Origin of the sequence: Microbacterium sp. 22296 (genome assembly GCF_052045385.1) — a bacterium.
GTDB lineage: Bacteria > Actinomycetota > Actinomycetes > Actinomycetales > Microbacteriaceae > Microbacterium.
The window spans coordinates 730,821-751,766 of record NZ_JBQEOS010000001.1 but is presented as its reverse complement, the minus strand read 5'-3'; the positions used below and the strand labels follow the sequence as shown (position 1 = coordinate 751,766).

The window sequence follows — 20,946 nt, the reverse complement described above, 5'->3', positions numbered from 1 at the left end:
ATGGCATCCCGAGAACGGATGTCGCAGCTGCCGTACCGTCCCAAGGCCGGAGAGATCCCCACCAACCCGGGGGTGTACCGGTTCCGGGATGCCGAGGGGCGGGTGCTGTACGTCGGCAAGGCGAAGAATCTCCGGGCTCGACTGTCGAACTATTTCGCGCCGCTGTACTCGCTGCACGAGCGCACGCGACGCATGGTGACCACCGCGGCGAGCGTGGAGTGGACCGTCGTGCCCAGCGACGTCGACTCCCTCCAGCTGGAGTACATGTGGATCAAGGAGTTCGATCCCCCCTTCAACGTGCGCTACCGCGACGACAAGTCGTACCCGTTCATGGCGATCACGCTCGCCGATGAGGCGCCGAGGGTGATCGTGACCCGCAATCACAAGATCCGCGGCGCGAAGTACTTCGGCCCATACCCCAAGGTGTGGGCGGTGCACGACACGATCGACCTGATGATCAAGGTCTTCCCGATCCGCACGTGCAGCGACTCCTCCTACAAGAAGGCGATGGCCTCGGGGCGTCCGTGCTTCCCGGGCCAGATCGGTCGCTGCGGCGGCCCCTGCTCGATGAAGGTCACGATCGACGAGCACCGGGCCGTCGTCAACGACTTCATCGCCTTCATGTCGGGTGGCGACCAGCGTTTCGCGCGCGAGCTCACCGCTCGCATGAAAGAAGCCTCGGCCGCGATGGACTACGAGTCGGCCGCGCACTACCGCGACCGTCTGCAGGCCATCGACGCCGTGCTCGGCAAGAGCGCCCTCGTGCTGGCATCCGACACCGACGCCGACCTGTTCGGCATCGCCGAAGACGAGCTCGCCGCGACCGTGCAGCACTTCGTCGTGCGGGGCGGCCGCGTTCGCGGTGTGCGGGCGACGACGATCGAGAAGGAGATCGACATCTCGGGCGCCGAACTCGTCGACCAGGTGCTTCAGCGCACCTACGGCGATGCGGACGCCGCCGACATCCCGCGTCAGGTGCTCGTGCCCGAGCTCCCCGACGACGCCGAGCAGCTGGAGGCATGGCTGCGCGAGCGTCGCGGGCGCCCGGTGACCCTGCAGGTGGCCCAGCGGGGACGCAAGTCCGACCTGCTGAAGACGGCGACGCTGAACGCGCAGCAGGCGCTCATGCTGCACAAGACACGCCGCACGAGCGACTACGTCGCCCGCTCTCAGGCCCTCACCGATCTGCAGGAGGCACTCGGCATGACCGAGGCGCCGCTGCGTATCGAGTGCTTCGACGTGTCGCACCTCTCCGGCACCAACGTCGTGGCGTCCATGGTCGTCTTCGAAGACGGACTGCCGAGGAAAGACCAGTACCGCTCGTTCGGCGTCGCCGAGACCACCGACGACACCGACTCGATGTACCAGGTGCTCACGCGACGACTCGCCTACCTCGACCGACCCGAGGAGATCGAACCCGAGACGGTCGGGGGAGCGATCATCGCCGACCCCGACTCCGACCAGGCCACCGCCGACGGCGAGGTCGTGACCGCACGCAAGCGCCCCCGTTTCGCGTACCGGCCGCAACTGCTCGTCGTCGATGGCGGCCAGCCGCAGGTCGCGGCTGCGGCCCGCGCGCTCGCCGACGCGGGGCACCAGGAGATCGCCCTGTGCGGCATCGCCAAGCGCCTCGAAGAGGTCTGGCTGCCGGGGGAGGACTACCCGGTGATCCTGCCGCGCACCTCGGAGGCGCTCTATCTGCTGCAACGCCTGCGCGATGAGGCCCACCGTTTCGCCATCGTGCATCAGCGAAAACGACGCAAGCGCGACATCACGAGCGTGCTCGCGGAGGTCCCCGGGCTCGGCGACACCCGCATCAAGGCACTGCTCCGGCACTTCGGGTCGGTCTCCGCGCTGAAAGACGCCAGTCCCGACGAGATCACGGCTCTCCCCGGGATCGGTCCGGCCCTCGCCGAGGCGATCCACTCCCACCTGGCTCGGTAGGCTGTAACGACACGACGGGAGGCGACGCGGATGGAGCCGATACGCGACGAGCCCGGTGAGGTGTTGATCGTCACCGGCATGTCGGGTGCCGGGCGGTCCACGGTCGCCAACGCCCTCGAGGACCTCGACTGGTACGTGGTCGACAACCTGCCGCCGCAGATGCTGCGGCCCCTGCTCGAGCTGACCGAGCTCGCGGGCGGTGCGGTACCCCGGGTGGCCGTCGTGGTCGACGTGCGCGGGCGATCCCTGTTCAGCGACCTACCCGAGGCGATGCGCGCGCTGCAGGCCGGCCGTCAGGTGCGCGTCGTCTTCCTGGATGCGAGCGACGCGGTGCTCGTGCGGCGGTTCGAGGCCGTGCGACGACCGCATCCCCTGCAGGGCGACGGGACCATCCTCGACGGCATCCGCCGCGAACGCGAGCGTCTCGCCCCGCTGCGCGAGGCCGCCGACGTCGTGATCGACACCTCGGGGCTGAACGTGCATCAGCTGTCGCTGCGCACCGTGGCGCTGTTCGGCGAAGAGGGTGCCGCGCGCCACACCGTCACGCTCATGAGCTTCGGTTTCAAGTACGGACTCCCGCCCGACGTCGACCTCGTGGCCGACATGCGCTTCCTGCCGAACCCCTTCTGGAACGAAGATCTTCGCCCGCTCACGGGCGAGGATCCCCGGGTGCGGGAATACGTGCTGGGCCAGGCGGGGGCGTCGGAGTTCCTCGATGCGTACGCTTCGGCACTCCGCCCGGTGCTCGACGGGTATCAGCGCGAGAACAAGCGGCACTCCGTCGTGGCGGTGGGCTGCACCGGGGGCAAGCATCGCTCGGTCGTGATGGCGCGCGAACTGGCTGCACGTCTGGCCGATGTTCCCGGGGTGGCCGTCCGTGTGGCTCACCGCGACCTCGGTCGCGAGTAGGCTGTACCGTCGTCCCCGCCGCCCCCACCCGAGGAGAACCGTGCCGCTGACCGCCGACGTGAAGGCCGAACTCATCACCGTTCGCGACCCGCGCCCGACCGCGCGCGTCGCCGAGCTCACGGCCCTGTTGCGCTTCTCCGGCGGTCTGCACTCCATCGCCAACCGCGTCGCCGTCGAGGCCGAACTCGACTCCGACGTGCTCGCTCGTCGCGTCGCCCGCGACCTCATGGAGCTGTACGGCGTGCGTCCCGAACTGCACCACGTGCAGGGCTCTGGAGGCCGCACCGGCGGACACTACGCCGTGCGCGTCATCGAGGCTGGAGAGACCCTGGCACGCCAGACGGGACTGCTCGACCAGCGCCGCCGCCCGGTGCGCGGCCTTCCCAACAAGCTGACCACGGGCTCGCGCCCCGATCTCAGCGCCATCTGGCGCGGAGCGTTCCTCGCGAGCGGCTCATTGAGCGACCCGGGCCGGTCCGCGGCGCTGGAGATCTCGTGCCCGTCGTCCGAGGCCGCGATGGCGCTCGTCGGAGCCGGTCACCGCATCGGCATCCCCGCGAAAGCCCGCGAAGTGCGCGGCGTCCCGCGCGTCGTGGTGCGCGACGGCGAGGCGATCCGCGGCGCGCTGTACGAGATGGGCGCCCGCCGCACCGCCGGGGAGTGGGACCAGATGCGGCAGCGGCGCGAGGTGCGCGCCGGCGTCAACCGCCTCGTCAACTTCGACGACGCCAACCTCCGCCGCTCGGCCCAGGCCGCCGTGGCCGCGTGCGCCCGGGTGGAGCGTGCGCTCGAGATCCTCGGCGACGAGGTCCCCGACCACCTGCAGCAGGCCGGCGAGCTGCGCCTGGCGCACCGCGACGCCAGCCTCGACGAGCTCGGGCACCACGCCGACCCGCCCCTCACGAAAGACGCCGTGGCCGGTCGGATCCGCCGCCTGCTGGCGATGGCCGACAAGAAGGCCGAGGTCGAGGGCATCCCGGGCACCGAGGCCGCCGTGCCGGTGGGCGCCGAGGACTGAGACCTTCCGGATGCCGTGATCTGCGGCATCCGCATCGCTGTCGTGCCGGAGTCGGCGTGCTGCGCCGAGGAGATCATCCGGAGGCCGTGACCCGTGGCGTCCGACCGCGCCGGCGCCCGATGCGTCGCGCGCTACCTTCCGTCATCCGGGGAAGCAACCCTGGGGGCCGGGCGTTACCGCTCAATAGGATGAAGACGTCACCCTCGCTGCGCGGTTCCTCGCACGTCGTCACGGCGGAGAGGTCCCGGCGGCGCCCGATTCGGAAGTTGAGATCATGGCGAAGTACACGCTGCCCGAACTGCCCTACGACTACTCGGCGCTGGAGCCGCACATCAGTGCGACCATCATGGAGCTGCACCACAGCAAGCACCACCAGACCTACGTCAATGGTGCGAACACCACTCTCGACCTTCTCGCCGAAGCGCGTGAGAAGGGCGATTTCGCCAACATCAACCGTCTGCAGAAGGACCTCGCGTTCAACCTCGGCGGCCACACGAACCACTCGATCTTCTGGACGAACCTCTCGCCCAACGGTGGCGACAAGCCCACCGGCGACCTCGAGGCGGCGATCGACGACCAGTTCGGCTCTTTCGACGCGTTCCGCGGGCAGTTCACCGCCGCCGCTCTCGGTGTGCAGGGCTCGGGCTGGGCGGGGCTCTTCTGGGACTCGATCGGGGAGAACCTCGTGATCCAGCAGTTCTTCGACCAGCAGGGACAGATCGTCGCGGGCACCGTGCCGATCCTTCTGCTCGACGTCTGGGAGCACGCGTACTACCTGGACTACAAGAACGTGCGCGCCGACTACGTCAAGGCGTTCTGGAACATCGCAAACTGGGCCGACGCCCAGCAGCGCTTCGCCGCCGCCCGTGAGAAGACCGCGGGTCTGCTGGTACTGTCGTAAACGGCGTGGGCGTCCCGGTGGGCACCCCGCCGGGACGCCGTTGTCCGCCAGCGAACACCGCAATCACGCGCATATCGCGCACAACTGATTCAGGAGAAATTCCGTGACCGTCAAGATCGGAATCAACGGCTTCGGCCGTATCGGACGCAACTACCTCCGCGCGGCTCTCGCGCAGGGGGCCGACCTCGAAATCGTGGCGGTGAACGACCTCACCGACAACAAGTCGCTGGCGCACCTCCTCAAGTACGACTCCGTCGGCGGCGTGCTGACCGAGGACGTCTCGTACACCGCGGACTCCATCACCGTCGGCGACAAGACCATCAAGGTCTTCGAAGAGCGCGACCCGGCCAACCTCCCCTGGGGCGAGCTGGGCGTCGACATCGTCATCGAGTCGACCGGTCGCTTCACCAAGGCCGAGGACGCCAAGAAGCACATCACGGGTGGGGCCAAGAAGGTCCTCATCTCGGCTCCCGCCACGGGCGACGACGCCACGATCGTCATGGGCGTCAACGAAGAGACGTACAACCCCGAGACCGACGTCATCATCTCGAACGCGTCGTGCACCACGAACTGCCTCGCGCCTCTGGCTCAGGTCTTCGAAGAGGCGTTCGGTATCGAGCGCGGCTTCATGATGACCGCCCACGCCTACACGGCCGACCAGAACCTGCAGGACGGCCCGCACAGCGACCTCCGTCGTGCCCGTGGCGCGGCCATCAACATCGTGCCCGCCTCGACCGGTGCCGCCAAGGCCATCGGTCTGGTCCTGCCCGAACTCAACGGCAAGCTGAGCGGCTCGTCGTACCGCGTTCCGGTTCCCACCGGCTCGATCGTCGACCTCACCATCATCACGCCCACCGACGGCCTGACCGTCGACCAGGTCAACGAGGTCTACAAGAAGGCCGCTGCCGAGGGCCGTCTCAACGGCATCCTGCAGTACACCGAGGACCCGATCGTCTCGAGCGACATCCAGGGCAACCCGCACTCGTCGATCTTCGACGCGGAGCTGACCAATGTCAGCGGCAACCTGGTCAAGGTGTCGTCGTGGTACGACAACGAGTGGGGTTACTCCAACCGCCTCGTCGACCTCACCGAGTACGTCGCCGAGCGCCTGTAACCCTTCATGGCTCTGCGCACCCTCGATTCGCTGGGGTCGCTCGCGGGCACGCGCGTCATCGTCCGTTGTGATCTGAACGTCCCCCTCAAGGACGGCGTCATCACGGACGATGGCCGCGTGCGCGCGTCGCTGCCGACTCTCAACGCACTGATCAACGCCGGCGCGCGTGTGGTCGTGTGCTCGCACCTGGGTCGCCCCGACGGGGCGCCCGACCCGAAGTACTCGCTCGAGCCGGTCGCGCAGCGCCTCTCCGAGCTTCTCGGCCAGCCGGTCGCGTTCGCGCGCGACACGGTCGGCGAGTCGGCTCAGGATGCCGTCGGCTCCCTGGAGAACGGCGAGGTCGCCGTCATCGAGAACCTCCGCTTCAACGCGGGGGAGACCTCGAAGGACGAGTCCGAGCGTCAGGCCTTCGCGCGAGAGCTCGCCGGTCTCGGCGACGCGCTCGTCTCCGATGGTTTCGGCGTCGTGCACCGCAAGCAGGCGAGCGTCTACGACCTCGCCCAGCTGGTGCCCTCGGCCGCGGGCCTGCTCATCCAGAAGGAGCTCGAGGTCCTCGACCGGCTCACCGAGAACCCCGAGCGTCCTTACACGGTCGTGCTCGGCGGATCGAAGGTCAGCGACAAGCTCGGCGTGATCGAGCACCTGCTGCCCCGCGTCGACAAGCTCCTCGTCGGCGGCGGCATGATGTTCACCTTCCTGGTGGCCGAGGGTCACGAGGTCGGCGCGAGCCTGCTCGAGAAGGACCAGATCGACACCGTGAAGGGCTACCTCGCCACGGCGAAGGAGCGCGGCGTCGAGATCGTGCTCCCCGTCGATGCGGTGGTCGCGGCGTCGTTCTCGGCCGACGCCGAGCACGTGGTCGCCGACGCCGACGCTCTGGAGGACACCGACTTCGGTGCATCCGGGCTGGGACTCGACATCGGTCCGCGCACGGCGGAGATCTTCGCCGAAGCGATCCGCGGTTCGCGCACCGTCTTCTGGAACGGCCCGATGGGCGTGTTCGAGATGAAGGCGTTCGAAGCGGGCACCAAGACCGTCGCTCAGGCGCTCACCGAGGTCGATGGCCTCAGTGTCGTCGGCGGCGGCGATTCCGCGGCGGCCGTGCGTCAGCTCGGCTTCGCGGACGACGCGTTCGGCCACATCTCCACGGGTGGCGGCGCGAGCCTCGAATTCCTCGAAGGCAAGAAGCTCCCCGGACTGGAGGTCCTCGGATGGGTGTGACCAGAACCCCCCTCATCGCCGGCAACTGGAAGATGAACCTCGACCACCTGCAGGCGGTCGCGTTCGTCCAGAAGCTGCACTGGACGCTGAAGGAAGCGAAGCACGACAAGGGCAGTGTCGAGGTCGCGGTGTTCCCGCCGTACACCGACCTGCGCACGGTGCAGACCCTCCTCGACGCGGACAAGATCGAGTTCGCCCTCGGCGGGCAGGACCTGTCGGCCCACGACTCCGGTGCGTACACCGGCGAGATCTCGGGTCAGTTCCTCGCCAAGCTCGACGCGAAGTACGTCATCATCGGGCACTCCGAGCGTCGTCAGTTCCACCACGAGACGGACGAGGTCATCGCGGCCAAGACGCAGGCCGCCCTGCGCCACGGCCTCGTGCCCGTGATCTGCGTCGGGGAGACCTCGGAGGACCTCGAGAAGTTCGGCGCCAGCGCCGTTCCGGTCGGCCAGCTCGAGGTCGCCCTCGAAGGCGTGGCGGCGGATGCCGACATCGTCGTCGCCTACGAGCCCGTCTGGGCCATCGGCTCCGGTCAGGCGGCGACGCCCGATCAGGCGCAGGAGGTCTGCGCGAAGCTCCGCGCGGTCGTCGCCGACAAGCTCGGCGCCGATGCCGCCGCGCGCACGCGCGTGCTGTACGGCGGTTCGGTGAAGTCGGGCAACATCGCCGGCTTCATGCGCGAGCCCGATGTCGACGGTGCCCTGGTAGGCGGTGCGAGCCTCGTCGTCGACGAGTTCGCCGCGATCGTCCGCTTCCAGAAGCACGTCGGCGTCTGACGCTCACGATGCCCGCGGCGCCTCGCCGCGGGCATCCGTGCGTCCGCGCCCCCTCCCTCTATACTTGACGCTTGTGCGGTCGACCAGGCCGCCCGCGAAAGGCTTTCGACAGTGCAGATTCTCGAGTTCGTCCTGCAGGTGCTCCTGGGCGTCACCAGCCTCCTGCTGACCCTGCTCATCCTGCTCCACAAGGGTCGCGGCGGCGGTCTCTCCGACATGTTCGGCGGCGGCATGAGCTCCGCCATGGGATCCTCCGGACTCGCGGAGCGCAACCTCAACCGTTTCACGGTCGTCCTGGCTCTGACATGGTTCGTCACCATCGTCGGCCTCGGCCTGCTGACCAAGTTCGCGGAGCTCTGACATGGCCACCGGAGGAAATGCGATCCGCGGCTCACGCGTCGGCGCCGGACCCATGGGCGAGCAGGATCACGGCTTCCACGCCGATCGCGTGGCCGTGTCGTACTGGGACGCCCTCGGCAACGAGACGGTGCGCTACTTCGCCGCGGGTATCCCCGACGACGAGATCCCCGAGACGATCGATTCCCCGCACTCGGGCCTTCCGGCCGGGCGCGACAAGGCGAACCCCCCGGCCCTGGCCAAGGCGGAGCCCTACAAGACCCACCTCGCGTACGTGAAGGAACGCCGAAGCGACGAAGAGGCCGCTTCGCTCCTCGACGACGCGCTGCAGCAGCTTCGCGAGCGTCGCGGTCAGTGACCTGCGAGAGGGCCGGATGCCATGGCATCCGGCCCTTCGTCGTCCACTCGGCCGCTCCCGCCTGGCATCCCTACCGGACCGGTGAGTCGGTGACCACTCGTGTCCACGGTCCCGGCGGGACGTCGTCGTCGTCGACGAATGCCCAGTCGACCCGGTCGTCCTCGCCGTCGAGCTCGGCGAAGCCGAGGCATCCGTTCAGCGCCGGCGAGACGTCGAGACCGGCGCCGTTGAAGCGGGTGTTCGCGGGGCGTCGATCATCGGCGCCGAAGACGTAGGCGGCGTCGTCGTACTCGCCGGGTCCGGCATCCTGGATCTGCCCGTAGCAGAGGTGCCCATCCTTGTGGAGGGCCACCCAGCGGTTCTTCATGAGGCTGACCGTGGGGTCGTCGACGGAAGACGCGAAGGGGGACTCGTCCGCCCACGGCACGACCTCGCCGCGGAGGGCGAACCCCTCGGGATCGTTGACGTCGTCGAAGGGCAGGTCGAGGTAGAACGGGTTCTGCCGGGGCGTCATCCGTGTGGGGAAGAAGTCGTCGTCAGCCGTCCGCGACTCCGTGCGGCACGCGTCGCCGGTGTCGATGCCGTCGCATCCGCCGTAGGCGGAGAGCCAGTCGCGGTCGTACGTCGACACGCGTTGACTACCGTCGGGGGCCTCGGGGTCGAACACCTCGCCCACCCAGAACGTCGTCGCCACGATCCCGGTGTGCCAGGGATACCCGGTGTCGGGGCGGGCCGGTGCCGCCGGTGCGCACGCGCATACTCCGGCGGCGACGAGCACCGCGAGGGTGATCGCCGCCGCCGGCCTCCGCTGCGAGGTCATCCGGTCGTGGCCTCGGTGGGTCGGAACACCTCGACCGGACCCTCGGGGGGTGTCGCCGAGGTCGACGAGGGGGGCTGTGTCACGGCGCCGGTGGGCGACAGCGGGGGCGCGCCGACGCTGTCGTACAGCTGCAGGTCGTCGGTGCGCAGGGTGCCGTCGCCGAAGATCGTGAGGGCGAAACTGATCCCGTCGTAGCCGGCGGGGATCGCCGGTGTCGTCCAGTCGGCCTGCGTCCACTGCGTCGCCGACGCGAACCACGGACTCGAGGTCCAGTACGACCACGCCCCCGTCGCGGAGCGCAGATAGACCGCGAACTGAGTGACCCCGCTCGCGAGGTACCACTCGCGCAGCGCGTAGGTCCGCCCGGCCGTCACCGTCGGGGCGCACTGTCCCAGGTCGAACTGCGGGAGGAGCTTGGCGTCGCCATCGGCATGAGCCGACATGGTGATGCCGCTGGCGACCGTGCCCGTGTGCGCGGGTGCCCCCGTGCTGAAGGTCGGGGAGTTGGTGCCGTAGCCGCCGCGCATCCAGCAATCGGGAGCACCGACCTCGAGGCTCGGGTTCACGATGCCGTTGGTCGATCCGGTGGGGGCCGCGACGACCGGTCCGCTCACGAGCGGCTTGGCGGCACCGCCGATGACGTCGCCGATCGTCCGCACCACGGTGCCGGCGGCCTGTCGCGTCTTCAGCCACGCCACGAAGCTCGAGAACACGCCCGGGTCGACCGCCAGGTCGCTGCACGCGTCGGCGCACACGTCGTGGAAGGTGAACTGCACCCACCCGCCGCCGTTGCGTTCGGCATTCGTGACACCGGCCTTGAGGTCGTCGAGCGACCAGGTGGCATCCACCTGATCCAGGGCCTTCAGCGCGAATCGGTTGGTGGGACGCGGCGACTCGGCGAAGGCGCAGTCCGGACAGCCGAAGCGACTGCGGATGTCGCCGAGCAACCGGGCGCTGCTGTATCCGCATGCTTCGGCGGCGCGCTCGACCTCGGGCGTGCTGGAGGCGAAGGGATACGCGAAGCTGCGGACGGTGAACCCCCACGATGAGAGGTTGCGGCGATCGGTGCAGATCTGTCGCTTCGCCTCATCGACGCTCACCTGCGCCAGGTCGGGGTGGTTCACGGTGTGCCCGCCGATCTCGTGGCCGGCGTTCTTCAGGGTCGTCAGGTCGGCACGCGTCATGTGTCCCGCGGCGCCGATGAACCCCGAGGGCACGTAGAACGTCGCCTTCATCCCGTTCGCCTTCAGGGCGGGCAGGGCCTGCAGCTGGTTCGCATCGGCGTCGTCGAAGGTCAGGCTCACGATCGTGCGGGCCGCGGCCTCGGCGGGATCCGCGGGAGCGAGCGCCGTGAGAGTCCCGGCGACAGCGGCCATCGCGCACGCGGCCGCGAGTGCGCGGCGCAGGGCCGACGTCGTCTCGCGCGGGATCCGCGCCCGACGCGTCATAGCGCACCCCGGAACGCGCTCGCGCTGGCGAACGGCATGGCATCCGACGCGAGCCGCTCGCGGGAGAGGAGGTCGGCGGCGACCCGCATGATGGTCGTGCCCAACGACGTGAGCGGTTCGTAGCCGACGAGCTCGTGCGCCTTGGTGTTGTCGGGCACGCGGCGCCGCATGTCCTCGAAGCCGGGGGCGTACGCCCGCTCGTAGGGGACGAGTTCGACCGTGCTCCGACTGTCGAGGGTGCGGATGATCTCGTGCGCCAGGTCGAGGATCGAGATCTCGCGCGCGCCGCCGAGGTTGTAGGCCTGGCCGCGGCTGCGCGGATCGCGCTCGATGCGCACCATCGCGGGAACCACGTCCTCGACCGCGGAGAAGCATCGCGTCTGCAATCCGTCGCCGAAGACGGTGAGCGGCTGATTGCGCAGAGCCTGACCGACCAGGTTCGGGAACACCATGCCGTACCGGCCGGTCTGGCGGGGGCCGACGGTGTTGAACAGCCGCACGATCGAGACGTCGAGACCCTCTTGGTCGTGATAGGCCTTCGCGAACGCCTCGTCGATGCCTTTCGCGCCCGCGTACGTCCAGCGCGAGAGCAGGGGGTCGCCGAGAACGCGGTCGGAGTCCTCACGCAGACGGTCGGCGGTGTTCTTGCCGTACACCTCGCTCGTCGAGACCAGCAGGACCGACGACTGCCGCTCGATCGCGGCGGTCAGCACGTTCTCGGTGCCGTGGATGTTGATCCGCAGGCCTCGCAGCGGCTGCTCGACGATGAGCTTCACCCCCACCGCCGCCGCCAGATGGAACACCCGGTCGCATCCGCGCATCGCCTGGCCCACCGTCGCCGGATTCAGGATGGACCCGTGGATCATGCTGAGACGGGGATTGCCGACGACCCCGGCGAGATTGCGGGTCGAGCCGGTGGAGAGGTCGTCGAGGACCACGACCTCGTCGCCCAGACCGAGCAGGTGCTCCACGAGGTGGCTGCCGACGAAACCGGCGCCGCCGGTCACCAGTGAACGGCTCGTCCCGCCGCCGGGGTACACGTTGACGCTCACAGGAGCACCCGCCCGGTGATGTCGGCGCTGCGGTAGGTGCCGTCGACGACGACCGTGTCGGCCTCCAGCCAGGCGAGATCGCTGTCGTGGTGTCGCGTGTGCACGAGCACCACATCGGGGTGGAACGCGCCGGGGTCGGCGAGCGAGTCGCGCTCCCGGCCGGAGCCGAGCCGGATGTGCGGAGCGTGGGTATCGGTGAACTGCACCTCGGCGCCGAGATCGATGAGCAGATCCATGATCTCCAGCGCCGGTGATTCGCGCAGATCGGCGACGTCGGGCTTGTAAGTGACACCGACAAGCAGGATCCGAGCGCCGAGCGTCCCCTTGCCGGCGCGGCCCAGCACGTCGCGGATCCGCTCCACGACACGACGGGGACGCGCCGCGATGCGCGTCATGGCCTCGGTGATGACCCCGGTGTCGACGTGCAGCGATTTCAACTGCCAGAGCAGATAATGCGGGTCGCACGGGATGCAGTGCCCCCCGACGCCCGGTCCCGGGTAGAACGCCATGAATCCGTAGGGCTTCGTGCTCGCCGCCTCGATGACCTCGGTGACGGGCACGTCGAGCGCCCCGCAGATGTCGGCGAACTCGTTGGCCAGGGCGATGTTCACGGCACGGAAGGTGTTCTCGAGCAGTTTGGTCATCTCCGCCGTCGCCAGGCTCGACACGCGGTGCACGCTCGCGGTGTAGCGGGAGAGCAGGCGCGCGCCCTCCTCCTCGCACTCCGGGGTGGCTCCGCCCACGACGCGCGGGACCACCTCCTGCGCGAAGCCCACATTGCCGGGGTCGATGCGCTCGGCGCTGAAGGTGACGAAGACATCGCGCCCGATCTGCATCCCCCGCTCCCGGAGGGGCTGTTCGACGAGGTCGTGCGTGCACCCGACGTAGGTGGTGGAGGTCAGCATGATGAGCTGGCCCGGGCGCGCGGTGGCGACGACGGTGGCGCACGCCGCGCGAAGGGCCGTCAGATCGGGCACCTGACGGGCGTCGACGGGGGTGGGCACGCACACGACGATGGCGGAGGCACGCGCCAGCTCGCGGGCGTCTCCGGTCAGCCGGAACGCCGCGGGGGCGTGCAGGGCGATATCCAGACGCTCACGGTCCGGCGCGATGAGGTCAGCGCCGCGCGCGGCGATGGTCCGTAGCCGCCGGGACGACGCGTCGAGCGCGAGGACGCGGGATCCGCCGGCGTGATAGGCCAGCGCCGTCGGGAGCCCGACGTACCCGAGCCCCACGATCGCGACATCGAAGTCGAACGGGACATCGATCGGGGTCGGTGGCAGCGGAGCGTCGAACAGGTCCGCTCGGACGTCGAGTGTGGACATCATGATCCTCCAGGAACGGGTGTGGGAAGCAGCCGGGCATCGGGCCCGGAATCACCCTCGGTCGCCGGATCGGACCGGTCAAGCAACGGGGCGAGATCTTGCGGGTCGCCGCGAACCGCAGTCGATCGTGCGGGAAACCGCAATCCGCATGCGGTTCCGCGTCCACCGAGGACGGCATCCGGCGCGTACGGTCGAGCGCGACCGAAGGGGAATGCCATGTCCGGATCCGTGATGTCGGGGTCGAGTGCCCGGTGCTCCACGCGGCCGATCGCGGAGGGCCTCGCATGACGCTCGCGATCATGCTGGTCGTCGTCTTCTGCACCATCGGCCTGTCCACAATGGTGTGGGGGATTGCGGCGCTGTGCCGTCTGGCGGCGCAAGGGCGGGCGGACACCCGACTCCTCTCGCCATCGATGTACTACCGCCGTGACGAGGTCGCGGTGCTCATCGCCGCGCACAATGAACAGCTCGTGATCGCGGAGGCCGTGCGTGCCGCCCGCGCCCTCGTCCCGGCATCCCACGTCTTCGTCGTCTCGGACGGATCCAGCGACGAGACGGTCGCTCGGGCCCGGGAGGCGGGTGCGGTCGCCTGGGATCTCTCGCCCAACCGGGGGAAGGCCGGGGCGATCCGCGCGGGGCTCGCCCACTTCCGCATCCCCGAGCGCTTCCCGCTGCTGCTCCTCCTCGACGCGGATTCACGACCCCGACCCGACTACCTGCGCACGGGCCTTCCACTGTTCACCGATCAGGACGTGGTGGCGGTCGCCGGCCGGGCGACCACCTCGGCGGATGCGGCGACGCGCGGAATGGGCCTCGTGCTCACCTCGTATCGCGAGCGGACCTACGTGTGCACGCAGTACCTCCACAAGTTCGGACAGGCCGCGCGAGTGGCCGACGCGGTGGCGATCGTGCCGGGATTCGCGAGCATGTACCGCACGGACGTCTTGGATCGCATCGATATCGATGCGCCCGGCCTGTCGATCGAGGACTTCAACATGACCTTCGAGGTGCACGCGAAGCGACTGGGACGCATCGCCTTCCACCCCGCGTGCGCCGTCGCGGAGACGCAGGACCCGGCGATATTCCGAGACTATTCCGCGCAGATGCGCCGGTGGAGCCTCGGTTTCTGGCAAACGGTCCGGCGTCACGGCCCGCGCGTCGGCCTCTTCTGGGCGTCCGTCGGCGCTTTGGCGGTGGAGACGGTGGTGTCCAGCCTGGTTCTCACCCTCATGGTGCCCGCCCTCGTGATCGCCGCGGTCGCTGCGGTGGCGAGCACGATGCTCAGCGGATTCGCGGCAGAGGTCGCGGGAACCGTCGCCACCGTTCTGCCGGTCGGTCCGCTGGCCGCCGCGTTCCTGGTGGCGGATGCCGCGATGACGGCGTTCGTGTGCATCGTCACCGCCACGCGCCCGCGGGTGTGGATGCTGCTGTACCCGCTCCTGCGGGTGTGGGATGCCGTGCTGTGTCTCCGGGCGCTCGTCGCCGCCCTCGGACGGCCGTCGGACGGACGGTGGCGGAGCCCCGATCGCCGAGCGGCGCTGTCACCCGCATCGACGTGACAGGCGGCATCCGCGGCTCCCGGACGCCCGCGTGGCTCCGGCTCTCGTACGGCTCCGGCGGGCGGGCGCGGTCCCCGGCGTCCCGGGGTCCCTCGTTCGCTGCGCATCCGTGCCTCCGCGGCGACCCTCTACGCACGAGCCGTCACGATCGCGACGCCCCGTGCAACAGGGCGACCAGGTGGACGCGCGAGGTGACGCCGAGCTTGCGGTAGATCCCGGTGAGGCGGAGTTCGACGGTGCGCAGCGACACGAACAGGGCGGCGGCGATGTCGCGATTGCGCAGACCCTGCCCGACCAGCGCGGCCACATCGCGTTCCTGCGGGGTCAGGGTGCGCCCGCGGTCGCCCGGACGCGACGGGGCCCGGACCGGAGCCCGCTCGGACGTGGGCAGGCAGCGCTCCCGCGCCGCGGTCAACCGCAGCCGCTCGATCGGCGGATCGTCGGTGCGCACGATGGCCTCCGCCTCGCGGAACGCCTCGGCTCCGGCAGCGTCGCTGCGGCAGACCGCGCGCGAGCGCGCCACCGCGAGTATCGTCCAGCGGCGCGGGATGCGCTGGGATGCCGCTTCCAGGCGGGCGAGGACGCGGCGGGCCTCCGCGCGGTGACCGCGCAACCACAGCGCCTCGACGAGATCGGCGTCGGCGCGCAGCAGGGATGGGTCCTCGCAGGTCGCCGCGTCGGTCGCATCCCGGAGGGAAGCGATCGCGTCGTCGAACCGTCCCTCCGCCAGGGCCACGCCGCCCTCGATGACGGCGAACCACGCCAGTGGGGTCGGGGTGCCCTCGCGACGGCAGAGATCGCGACCGTACCGCACGAACTCCTCCGTGTCGGGTCCGAGGGGGTCCATCGCCGCGGCGCTCGCGTAGACGAGGATGTCGGCCACCTCGGGTGTGCGGCCCGGGACCCACTCGCGGCGCCATGCGGCGACGGCCTCACGGGCGGCGACAGGGTCCCCGCCGCGCACCTCCGTCGTCACCAGCATCCGTCGCAGGAGATCGCTCCAGTACGGTGCCGGACGCGGCCGGCTCTCGAGCCGCTGGAGGATTCGACGCCGCGCGATCGCGTACTCCTCCCGCAGCACGGCGAGCTGGAGGGCGAGCAGCTCCTCCTCTATCGGGACCTCCGACTCGGAGACGACCGCCGTGACGCCGGTGTCGACGCTGACGGGCAGCAGGGCGTCGACGCCGATCTCCTCGAGCGTGCGAGCGAGCAGTGTCGTCTCGGTCGAGGCGACACCCCGTTCCACGGCGCGGACGACCAGGCCGTGCGCCTGCTGTATCTCCCCGCGCGACAGGTGCAGTCGTGCGCCCTCGCACAGCAGCCGCTCCGCGGCGCGCGGGTCGACGGTCTGCGCCGCGATGCGCAGCATGGTCTCGTCGGCGGTGCGGTCGGCGGCATTCGTCGCTCGCAGCCACGCTATCGCCGCCCGGGTGCGCACCCCCGGATCGCTTGGCGCCCCGGCACGACGGAGGTAGTGCTCAGCCCGCACACCGTGCCCTTGCATCACCAGCGCTTCGCCGAGGTCGACGAGAAGTCCGCTTCGGGTGGCGTCGCCGATCCTGCCGGCCAGGGCTCTCTCCGCGTATTCGATCGCGGCCGAGGGCTCTCCCGCACGCGCCAGGTCGACCGCGGCGGCGAGGAGGCGTTCACGATCGCGGTGGGGTTCAGCGTGGCTCCGATGCCAGAGGAAAGTCGCCGGGTACATGCCGGCGTGCTCCTGCGCGGCACGGACGTGCAGCCGCGCCCTTTCATCTGCGTTGAGGGAGCCGAGGTGCCGCAATCGCAGGGCCGGGTCGGCGATGCGCGCCCACTCGCCGTGAACGGCGACGAGCCCCTCGTCGATCAGCGCGTCCGCCTCCACGCCGAGGGCTGCGGTGGCGGAGCGCAGACGGTCGAATTCGACGAGCGGGCTGATGGAGAGGAAATCCATCACCGCGCTGAGCCGCGGATCGCGGCACGCGCCCCTGCCGCGCCCGCGTCGGCCCGGTCGGTCCTCGGTGAGGCGGAGGGGCAGGGGAAGCGGATCGTCACCGCTCGCCTCGCACGGAGTCACGTGCACGCGCGCGAGGATTCCGGGATCGCCTCCCGCCGCCGCCGCCACCGTGTGCAGGATCGCGGGTGCCGCCCCCGATCCGAGCACGGCGCGAGCGAGGTCGAGCGATTCCTCGAAGGACAGCCGCTCGATCCGTGCGCGTCGCATGCCGGCGAACTCATGCCGTTCGTCGTCGACGTCCGCTGTGGCCACGACGCTGAGACCCGTCCCGCGCAGTCGCCCGAACACGTATGACAGGACCGTGATGCTCGCGCCGTCCATGCGATCGAGGTCGTCGATCACCACGACGTCGGGTTCGTCGTGGACGAGGTGGAGAGTACGGCTGAGTTCCTCGGCCAGCAGGTGCTCGGGCCAGTCCCGCCCGCGCGCGAGGACGGTGTCGACGGCCGCGCGCCGTCGGCCCCCGAGACCGGAGGCGAAAGCCGACAGCCCCGAATACGGCCACAGTCGCTCGAGCGGGCTGGCCGCGACGACGACGGCGCCGTGGTCCTCGGCGATCGCGCGCGCCAGCGCGGTCTTGCCGATGCCGTCCGCTCCGAGGAAAAGGCATCCGGCTCCCCCCGAAGCCCTGATGACGTCCTCCGCGATCTGTCTCTCTCGCGCGCGACCGAAAAATGGCATCCTACGTTCCCCAACTACGTCGTCCGAAGCCGGAAATCGCATTTCCCGGGCCGGATCTGGATGCCCCCTCGTTGAGGCTAAATCGCGGCACAGGGGATGACAAGGGGTGTGCGACCCGAAGCGCAAACGAACGAGAGGGGGGATCGGATGCCCTNCATCCGATCCCCCCTCTCGTTCAACGGCGCTCAGTACTCGCGGTCGATGAGTTGCGGTGGCACCTGGTCGGCGGCCACCTCGTCGACGAAGAACGCCGTGCGCCGGCGTCCCTTCGCCCCCGCGGCCGGAACGCTCTGGTAGCTCGCCCCCGCCAGGGCGAGGCCCAGAGCTGCGGCCTTGTCGGCGCCGGCGATGACCATCCAGACGCGCTTCGAGCTGTTGATGACAGGACGCGTGAGCGAGACGCGCTCGCTCGGCGGCTTGGGGGATTCCCTCACCGGCACGGTGGCGCGGTCGGTGACCGAGATCTCGGGCCGGTCCGGGAACAATGAGGCGATGTGCGCGTCGGGGCCGACCCCGAGGAAGCAGATGTCGAACGACGGCCAGGGGCCCGTCTCGCTGCGGTCCGACGGGGCGAACTGCGCGAGCTCGTCGGCATAGGCGATCGCCGCGGTGTCGAGGTCGACCCCGTCCTCGCTGGATGCCACGGTGTGGATGTTCTCGGCCGGTACGTCGATGTGATCGAGGAAGGCCTCGCGCGCCTGCTTCTCGTTGCGGTCGTCGCTGTCGCGCGGCACGAATCGTTCGTCGCCGAACCAGAAGTGCACGAGCGACCAGTCGATGTCGGCCACGCGCTCGTCACGCGCGGCGGTGCGCAGGACCGCGCCGCCCATCGTCCCGCCGGTGAGACAGATGTGCATGCGCTTGCCCTCGGCGACGCGTTTGACGATGCGATTCACGAAGCGGGTCGCGACGTATTCGGCGAGGGCGTCGGCGTCGCGTTTGATGATGACGCGCTTGGCCGAACCGTCGCTCATGATGCGCTCTTCTCGCTCGCGGCGTGCAGCAGATCGTGTCCGTCGGTGATCACGCGACCGTAGAGCAGGTCGGGGTCGAGGCGGCGCAGTTCTTCGGCCAGGCACTCGCGGAGCGTCCGGCGAGGGAAGGCGAGATCATGCGTCGGCTGCCCGGGCTGGCGCAGGATCGCGACGCCGGCTTCGGGACGCTCGAGCAGGGTGTCCCCGCTCGCACGCGTGAGGCGCACCGACTTGATGCCGCTCGCCCACTCGTCCGCCGGGAGGTAGGCGTAGTCGACGGGGGCGTCGAGCTTCATGCCCAGCCAGGCAGCGAGCAGCGACGTCGAGGGCGAGTCCGCGGCGCCGCGCACCTCGATCGCGGTGACCGGCTCGTACGGCGGCTGATCGAGCACCGCGGCGAGCTGCTCGCGCCAGCGCGTAAGACGCGTCCACGCGAAGTCGGTGTCACCGGGGGCGTAGTGCTCGCCGAGCTCGGCGACCCATGCGGCCGGATCTGCCTGCGAAGAGGCGTCGGTGATGCGGCGTTGCGCGATACGGCCGATGGCCGAGCGCGACGGGTTCGCCGGCGCCTCGGCCGGCCACCATGCGACCACCGGGGCGTCGGGGAGCAGCAGGCCCGTGACGAGGCTCTCGGCGTTGGATCCGGCGGCGCCGTGCGCGCGCAGGACGACGACCTCGCTGGCGCCCGCGTCGCCGCCGACGCGGATCTGGGCGTCGAGACGGGGCTCTTCGTCCTCATCGCCGAACAGCACGGCGATGACGCGCATCGGGTGCTCGCGCGACGCGTCGTTCGCGGCCTCGATGACCTCTTCTTCGGCGCCGTGGTGCGTGACGATGATGAGCGTCAGCACGCGGCCGAGGGCGACCGCGCCGCCCTCTTCGCGCACGCTGACGAGCTTCTTCGAGATCGCGCTGACGGTGGTGTCGGGCAGGTCGATGATCACGGGCGTCTCCAGGTGCGGCCGTCGCGGGCGAGGAGTTCGTCGGCGGACGCCGGCCCCCACGATCCGGGCGAGTACTGTTCGAGCGGGCCGCCCTCCGCGGCCCAGAACTCCTCGATCGGGTCGAGGATCTTCCAGCTGAGCTCGACCTCCTCGTGCCGCGGGAACAGCGGCGGGTCGCCGAGCAGCACGTCGAGGATGAGCCGTTCGTAGGCTTCGGGGCTCGCCTCGGTGAAGGCGTGCCCGTAGCCGAAGTCCATCGTCACGTCGCGCACCTGCGTGCCGTCGCCGGGGACCTTCGAGCCGAAACGGATCGTGACGCCCTCGTCGGGCTGCACGCGGATGACGAGCGCGTTCTGCCCGAGTTCCTGCGTCTGGCTGCGCGAGAACAGCTGCTGCGGGGCGCGCTTGAACACGACGGCCACCTCGGTGACGCGGCGACCCAGGCGCTTGCCGCTGCGGACGTAGAACGGCACGCCCGACCAGCGGCGGGTGTTGATCTCGAGCTTGATCGCGGCGTACGTCTCGGTGACGGAGTCGGGGTTCATCCCGTCTTCCTCGAGGAAGCCGAGCACCTCCTCGCCGCCCTGCCAGCCGCCGGCGTACTGCCCGCGAGCCGTGGACTCGGCGAGGTTCTCGGGCAGGCGCACCGCCGCGAGCACCTTCTCTTTCTCGGCACGCAGGTCGGCGGCGTTGAAGCTGATGGGCTCCTCCATCGCCGTAAGGGCCAGCAGCTGCAGGAGGTGGTTCTGAATGACGTCGCGCGCCGCGCCGATGCCGTCGTAGTAGCCCGCGCGACCGCCCACACCGATGTCTTCGGCCATGGTGATCTGCACGTGATCGACGTAGTTGCGATTCCAGATCGGTTCGTACAGCTCGTTGGCGAAGCGCAGCGCCAGGATGTTCTGCACCGTCTCTTTGCCGAGGTAGTGGTCGATGCGGAAGATCGAGTCGGCCGGGAACGCGCTCTCGACGACCTCGTTCAACTCGCGGGCCGAGGCCAGGTCGTGCCCGAAGGGCTTCTCGATCACGACGCGGCGCCAGCCGGTGGTGTCGTCGGCGGTCTCGCCGACGAGGCCGGACGCCTTCAACTGCGTCGTGACGAGGGGGAAGGCCTTCGGCGGGATCGAGAGGTAGTAGGCGTGGTTGCCCATCGTGCCGCGTTCGGTGTCGAGCTTGTCGACCGTCGCGCGCAGACGCTGGAAGGCCTCGGGGTCGTCGAACTCGCCCTGCACGAAGCGGATGCCCTCGAGCAGCTCCTTCCACGTCTCGTCGCGGAACTCGGTGCGGGCGTACTTCTTGACCGAGTCGTAGACGACCTCGGCGAAGTCCTGGTCCTCCCAGTCGCGACGGGCGAAGCCGACCAGGGCGAACCCCGGGGGCAGCAGACCGCGGTTGGCGAGGTCGTATACCGCCGGCATGAGCTTTTTGCGCGACAGGTCGCCGGTGACGCCGAAGATCACCAGGGCACTGGGCCCGGCGATCCGGCTCAAACGGCGATCCTCGGGATCGCGGAGGGGATTGTGACCCGGTGTGATCTCTACGACCATGT

18 protein-coding genes are annotated in these 20,946 nt (G+C 69.8%); 10 read left to right on the top strand and 8 right to left on the bottom strand.

The window, feature by feature from the left end:
* From uvrC to ACTJJP_RS03565, 9 genes are all read left to right on the top strand, one after another.
* Nucleotides 1–1,944, top strand: coding sequence for an excinuclease ABC subunit UvrC (gene uvrC / locus ACTJJP_RS03605; RefSeq protein WP_440773649.1), 1,944 nt, complete (start codon nt 1–3; stop codon nt 1,942–1,944).
* A 30-nt stretch (nt 1,945–1,974) separates the two neighbouring features.
* The gene (gene rapZ / locus ACTJJP_RS03600; RefSeq protein WP_440773648.1) at nt 1,975–2,853 is read left to right on the top strand and encodes an RNase adapter RapZ; all 879 of its coding nucleotides are present in this window, start codon (nt 1,975–1,977) and stop codon (nt 2,851–2,853) included.
* A gap of 40 nt (nt 2,854–2,893) precedes the next feature.
* Complete coding sequence (gene whiA / locus ACTJJP_RS03595) at nt 2,894–3,871, top strand: DNA-binding protein WhiA (RefSeq protein WP_440773647.1); 978 nt, start codon at nt 2,894–2,896, stop codon at nt 3,869–3,871.
* A 274-nt stretch (nt 3,872–4,145) separates the two neighbouring features.
* The gene (locus ACTJJP_RS03590; RefSeq protein ID WP_440773646.1) at nt 4,146–4,772 is read left to right on the top strand and encodes a superoxide dismutase; all 627 of its coding nucleotides are present in this window, start codon (nt 4,146–4,148) and stop codon (nt 4,770–4,772) included.
* A gap of 103 nt (nt 4,773–4,875) precedes the next feature.
* Complete coding sequence (gene gap, locus ACTJJP_RS03585; protein WP_055955199.1) at nt 4,876–5,886, top strand: type I glyceraldehyde-3-phosphate dehydrogenase; 1,011 nt, start codon at nt 4,876–4,878, stop codon at nt 5,884–5,886.
* 6 nt (nt 5,887–5,892) lie between these two features.
* Nucleotides 5,893–7,107: a phosphoglycerate kinase gene (locus ACTJJP_RS03580; RefSeq protein ID WP_440773645.1), complete on the top strand. Its 1,215-nt coding sequence runs from the start codon at nt 5,893–5,895 to the stop codon at nt 7,105–7,107.
* The gene (gene tpiA / locus ACTJJP_RS03575) at nt 7,098–7,886 is read left to right on the top strand and encodes a triose-phosphate isomerase (RefSeq protein WP_440773644.1); all 789 of its coding nucleotides are present in this window, start codon (nt 7,098–7,100) and stop codon (nt 7,884–7,886) included. Before ACTJJP_RS03580 ends, tpiA begins: the two co-directional genes overlap by 10 nt.
* 111 nt (nt 7,887–7,997) lie before the next feature.
* Complete coding sequence (secG, locus tag ACTJJP_RS03570) at nt 7,998–8,246, top strand: preprotein translocase subunit SecG (RefSeq protein ID WP_055955190.1); 249 nt, start codon at nt 7,998–8,000, stop codon at nt 8,244–8,246.
* A 1-nt stretch (nt 8,247) separates the two neighbouring features.
* Complete coding sequence (locus tag ACTJJP_RS03565; RefSeq protein WP_055955187.1) at nt 8,248–8,601, top strand: RNA polymerase-binding protein RbpA; 354 nt, start codon at nt 8,248–8,250, stop codon at nt 8,599–8,601.
* Nucleotides 8,602–8,671: 70 nt separating this feature from the next.
* Here the strand turns inward: ACTJJP_RS03565 and ACTJJP_RS03560 are convergent, their stop codons facing one another.
* From ACTJJP_RS03560 to ACTJJP_RS03545, 4 genes are read right to left on the bottom strand one after another with little or no spacing between them, the layout of a single operon-like run.
* Nucleotides 8,672–9,421 carry a hypothetical protein gene (locus ACTJJP_RS03560; protein ID WP_440773643.1) on the bottom strand — a complete coding sequence of 250 codons (750 nt, stop codon included), beginning with the start codon at nt 9,419–9,421 and terminating at the stop codon, nt 8,672–8,674.
* The gene (locus ACTJJP_RS03555; RefSeq protein WP_440773642.1) at nt 9,418–10,869 is read right to left on the bottom strand and encodes a polysaccharide deacetylase family protein; all 1,452 of its coding nucleotides are present in this window, start codon (nt 10,867–10,869) and stop codon (nt 9,418–9,420) included. Before ACTJJP_RS03555 ends, ACTJJP_RS03560 begins: the two co-directional genes overlap by 4 nt.
* Entirely contained in the window at nt 10,866–11,921 is a 1,056-nt protein-coding gene (locus ACTJJP_RS03550) for an NAD-dependent epimerase/dehydratase family protein (RefSeq protein ID WP_440773641.1), read from the bottom strand. Before ACTJJP_RS03550 ends, ACTJJP_RS03555 begins: the two co-directional genes overlap by 4 nt.
* Nucleotides 11,918–13,246: a nucleotide sugar dehydrogenase gene (locus tag ACTJJP_RS03545; RefSeq protein WP_440773640.1), complete on the bottom strand. Its 1,329-nt coding sequence runs from the start codon at nt 13,244–13,246 to the stop codon at nt 11,918–11,920. The genes ACTJJP_RS03550 and ACTJJP_RS03545 overlap by 4 nt, the downstream gene beginning before the upstream one ends.
* 284 nt (nt 13,247–13,530) lie before the next feature.
* On the opposite strand from ACTJJP_RS03545, the gene ACTJJP_RS03540 reads away from it, so the two are divergent.
* Complete coding sequence (locus tag ACTJJP_RS03540; RefSeq protein WP_440773639.1) at nt 13,531–14,805, top strand: glycosyltransferase family 2 protein; 1,275 nt, start codon at nt 13,531–13,533, stop codon at nt 14,803–14,805.
* A 142-nt stretch (nt 14,806–14,947) separates the two neighbouring features.
* Here the strand turns inward: ACTJJP_RS03540 and ACTJJP_RS03535 are convergent, their stop codons facing one another.
* The 4 genes from ACTJJP_RS03535 to zwf form a co-directional block, all read right to left on the bottom strand.
* Nucleotides 14,948–17,479, bottom strand: a complete 2,532-nt coding sequence (locus ACTJJP_RS03535) for a LuxR C-terminal-related transcriptional regulator (RefSeq protein WP_440773638.1) — start codon at nt 17,477–17,479, stop codon at nt 14,948–14,950.
* Between the two features lie 185 nt (nt 17,480–17,664).
* The gene (pgl, locus tag ACTJJP_RS03530; protein WP_440773637.1) at nt 17,665–18,453 is read right to left on the bottom strand and encodes a 6-phosphogluconolactonase; all 789 of its coding nucleotides are present in this window, start codon (nt 18,451–18,453) and stop codon (nt 17,665–17,667) included.
* Nucleotides 18,450–19,397, bottom strand: coding sequence for a glucose-6-phosphate dehydrogenase assembly protein OpcA (locus tag ACTJJP_RS03525; protein WP_440773636.1), 948 nt, complete (start codon nt 19,395–19,397; stop codon nt 18,450–18,452). The genes pgl and ACTJJP_RS03525 overlap by 4 nt, the downstream gene beginning before the upstream one ends.
* Complete coding sequence (zwf, locus tag ACTJJP_RS03520; RefSeq protein ID WP_440773635.1) at nt 19,394–20,944, bottom strand: glucose-6-phosphate dehydrogenase; 1,551 nt, start codon at nt 20,942–20,944, stop codon at nt 19,394–19,396. The genes ACTJJP_RS03525 and zwf overlap by 4 nt, the downstream gene beginning before the upstream one ends.
* Nucleotides 20,945–20,946 lie beyond the last annotated feature (2 nt).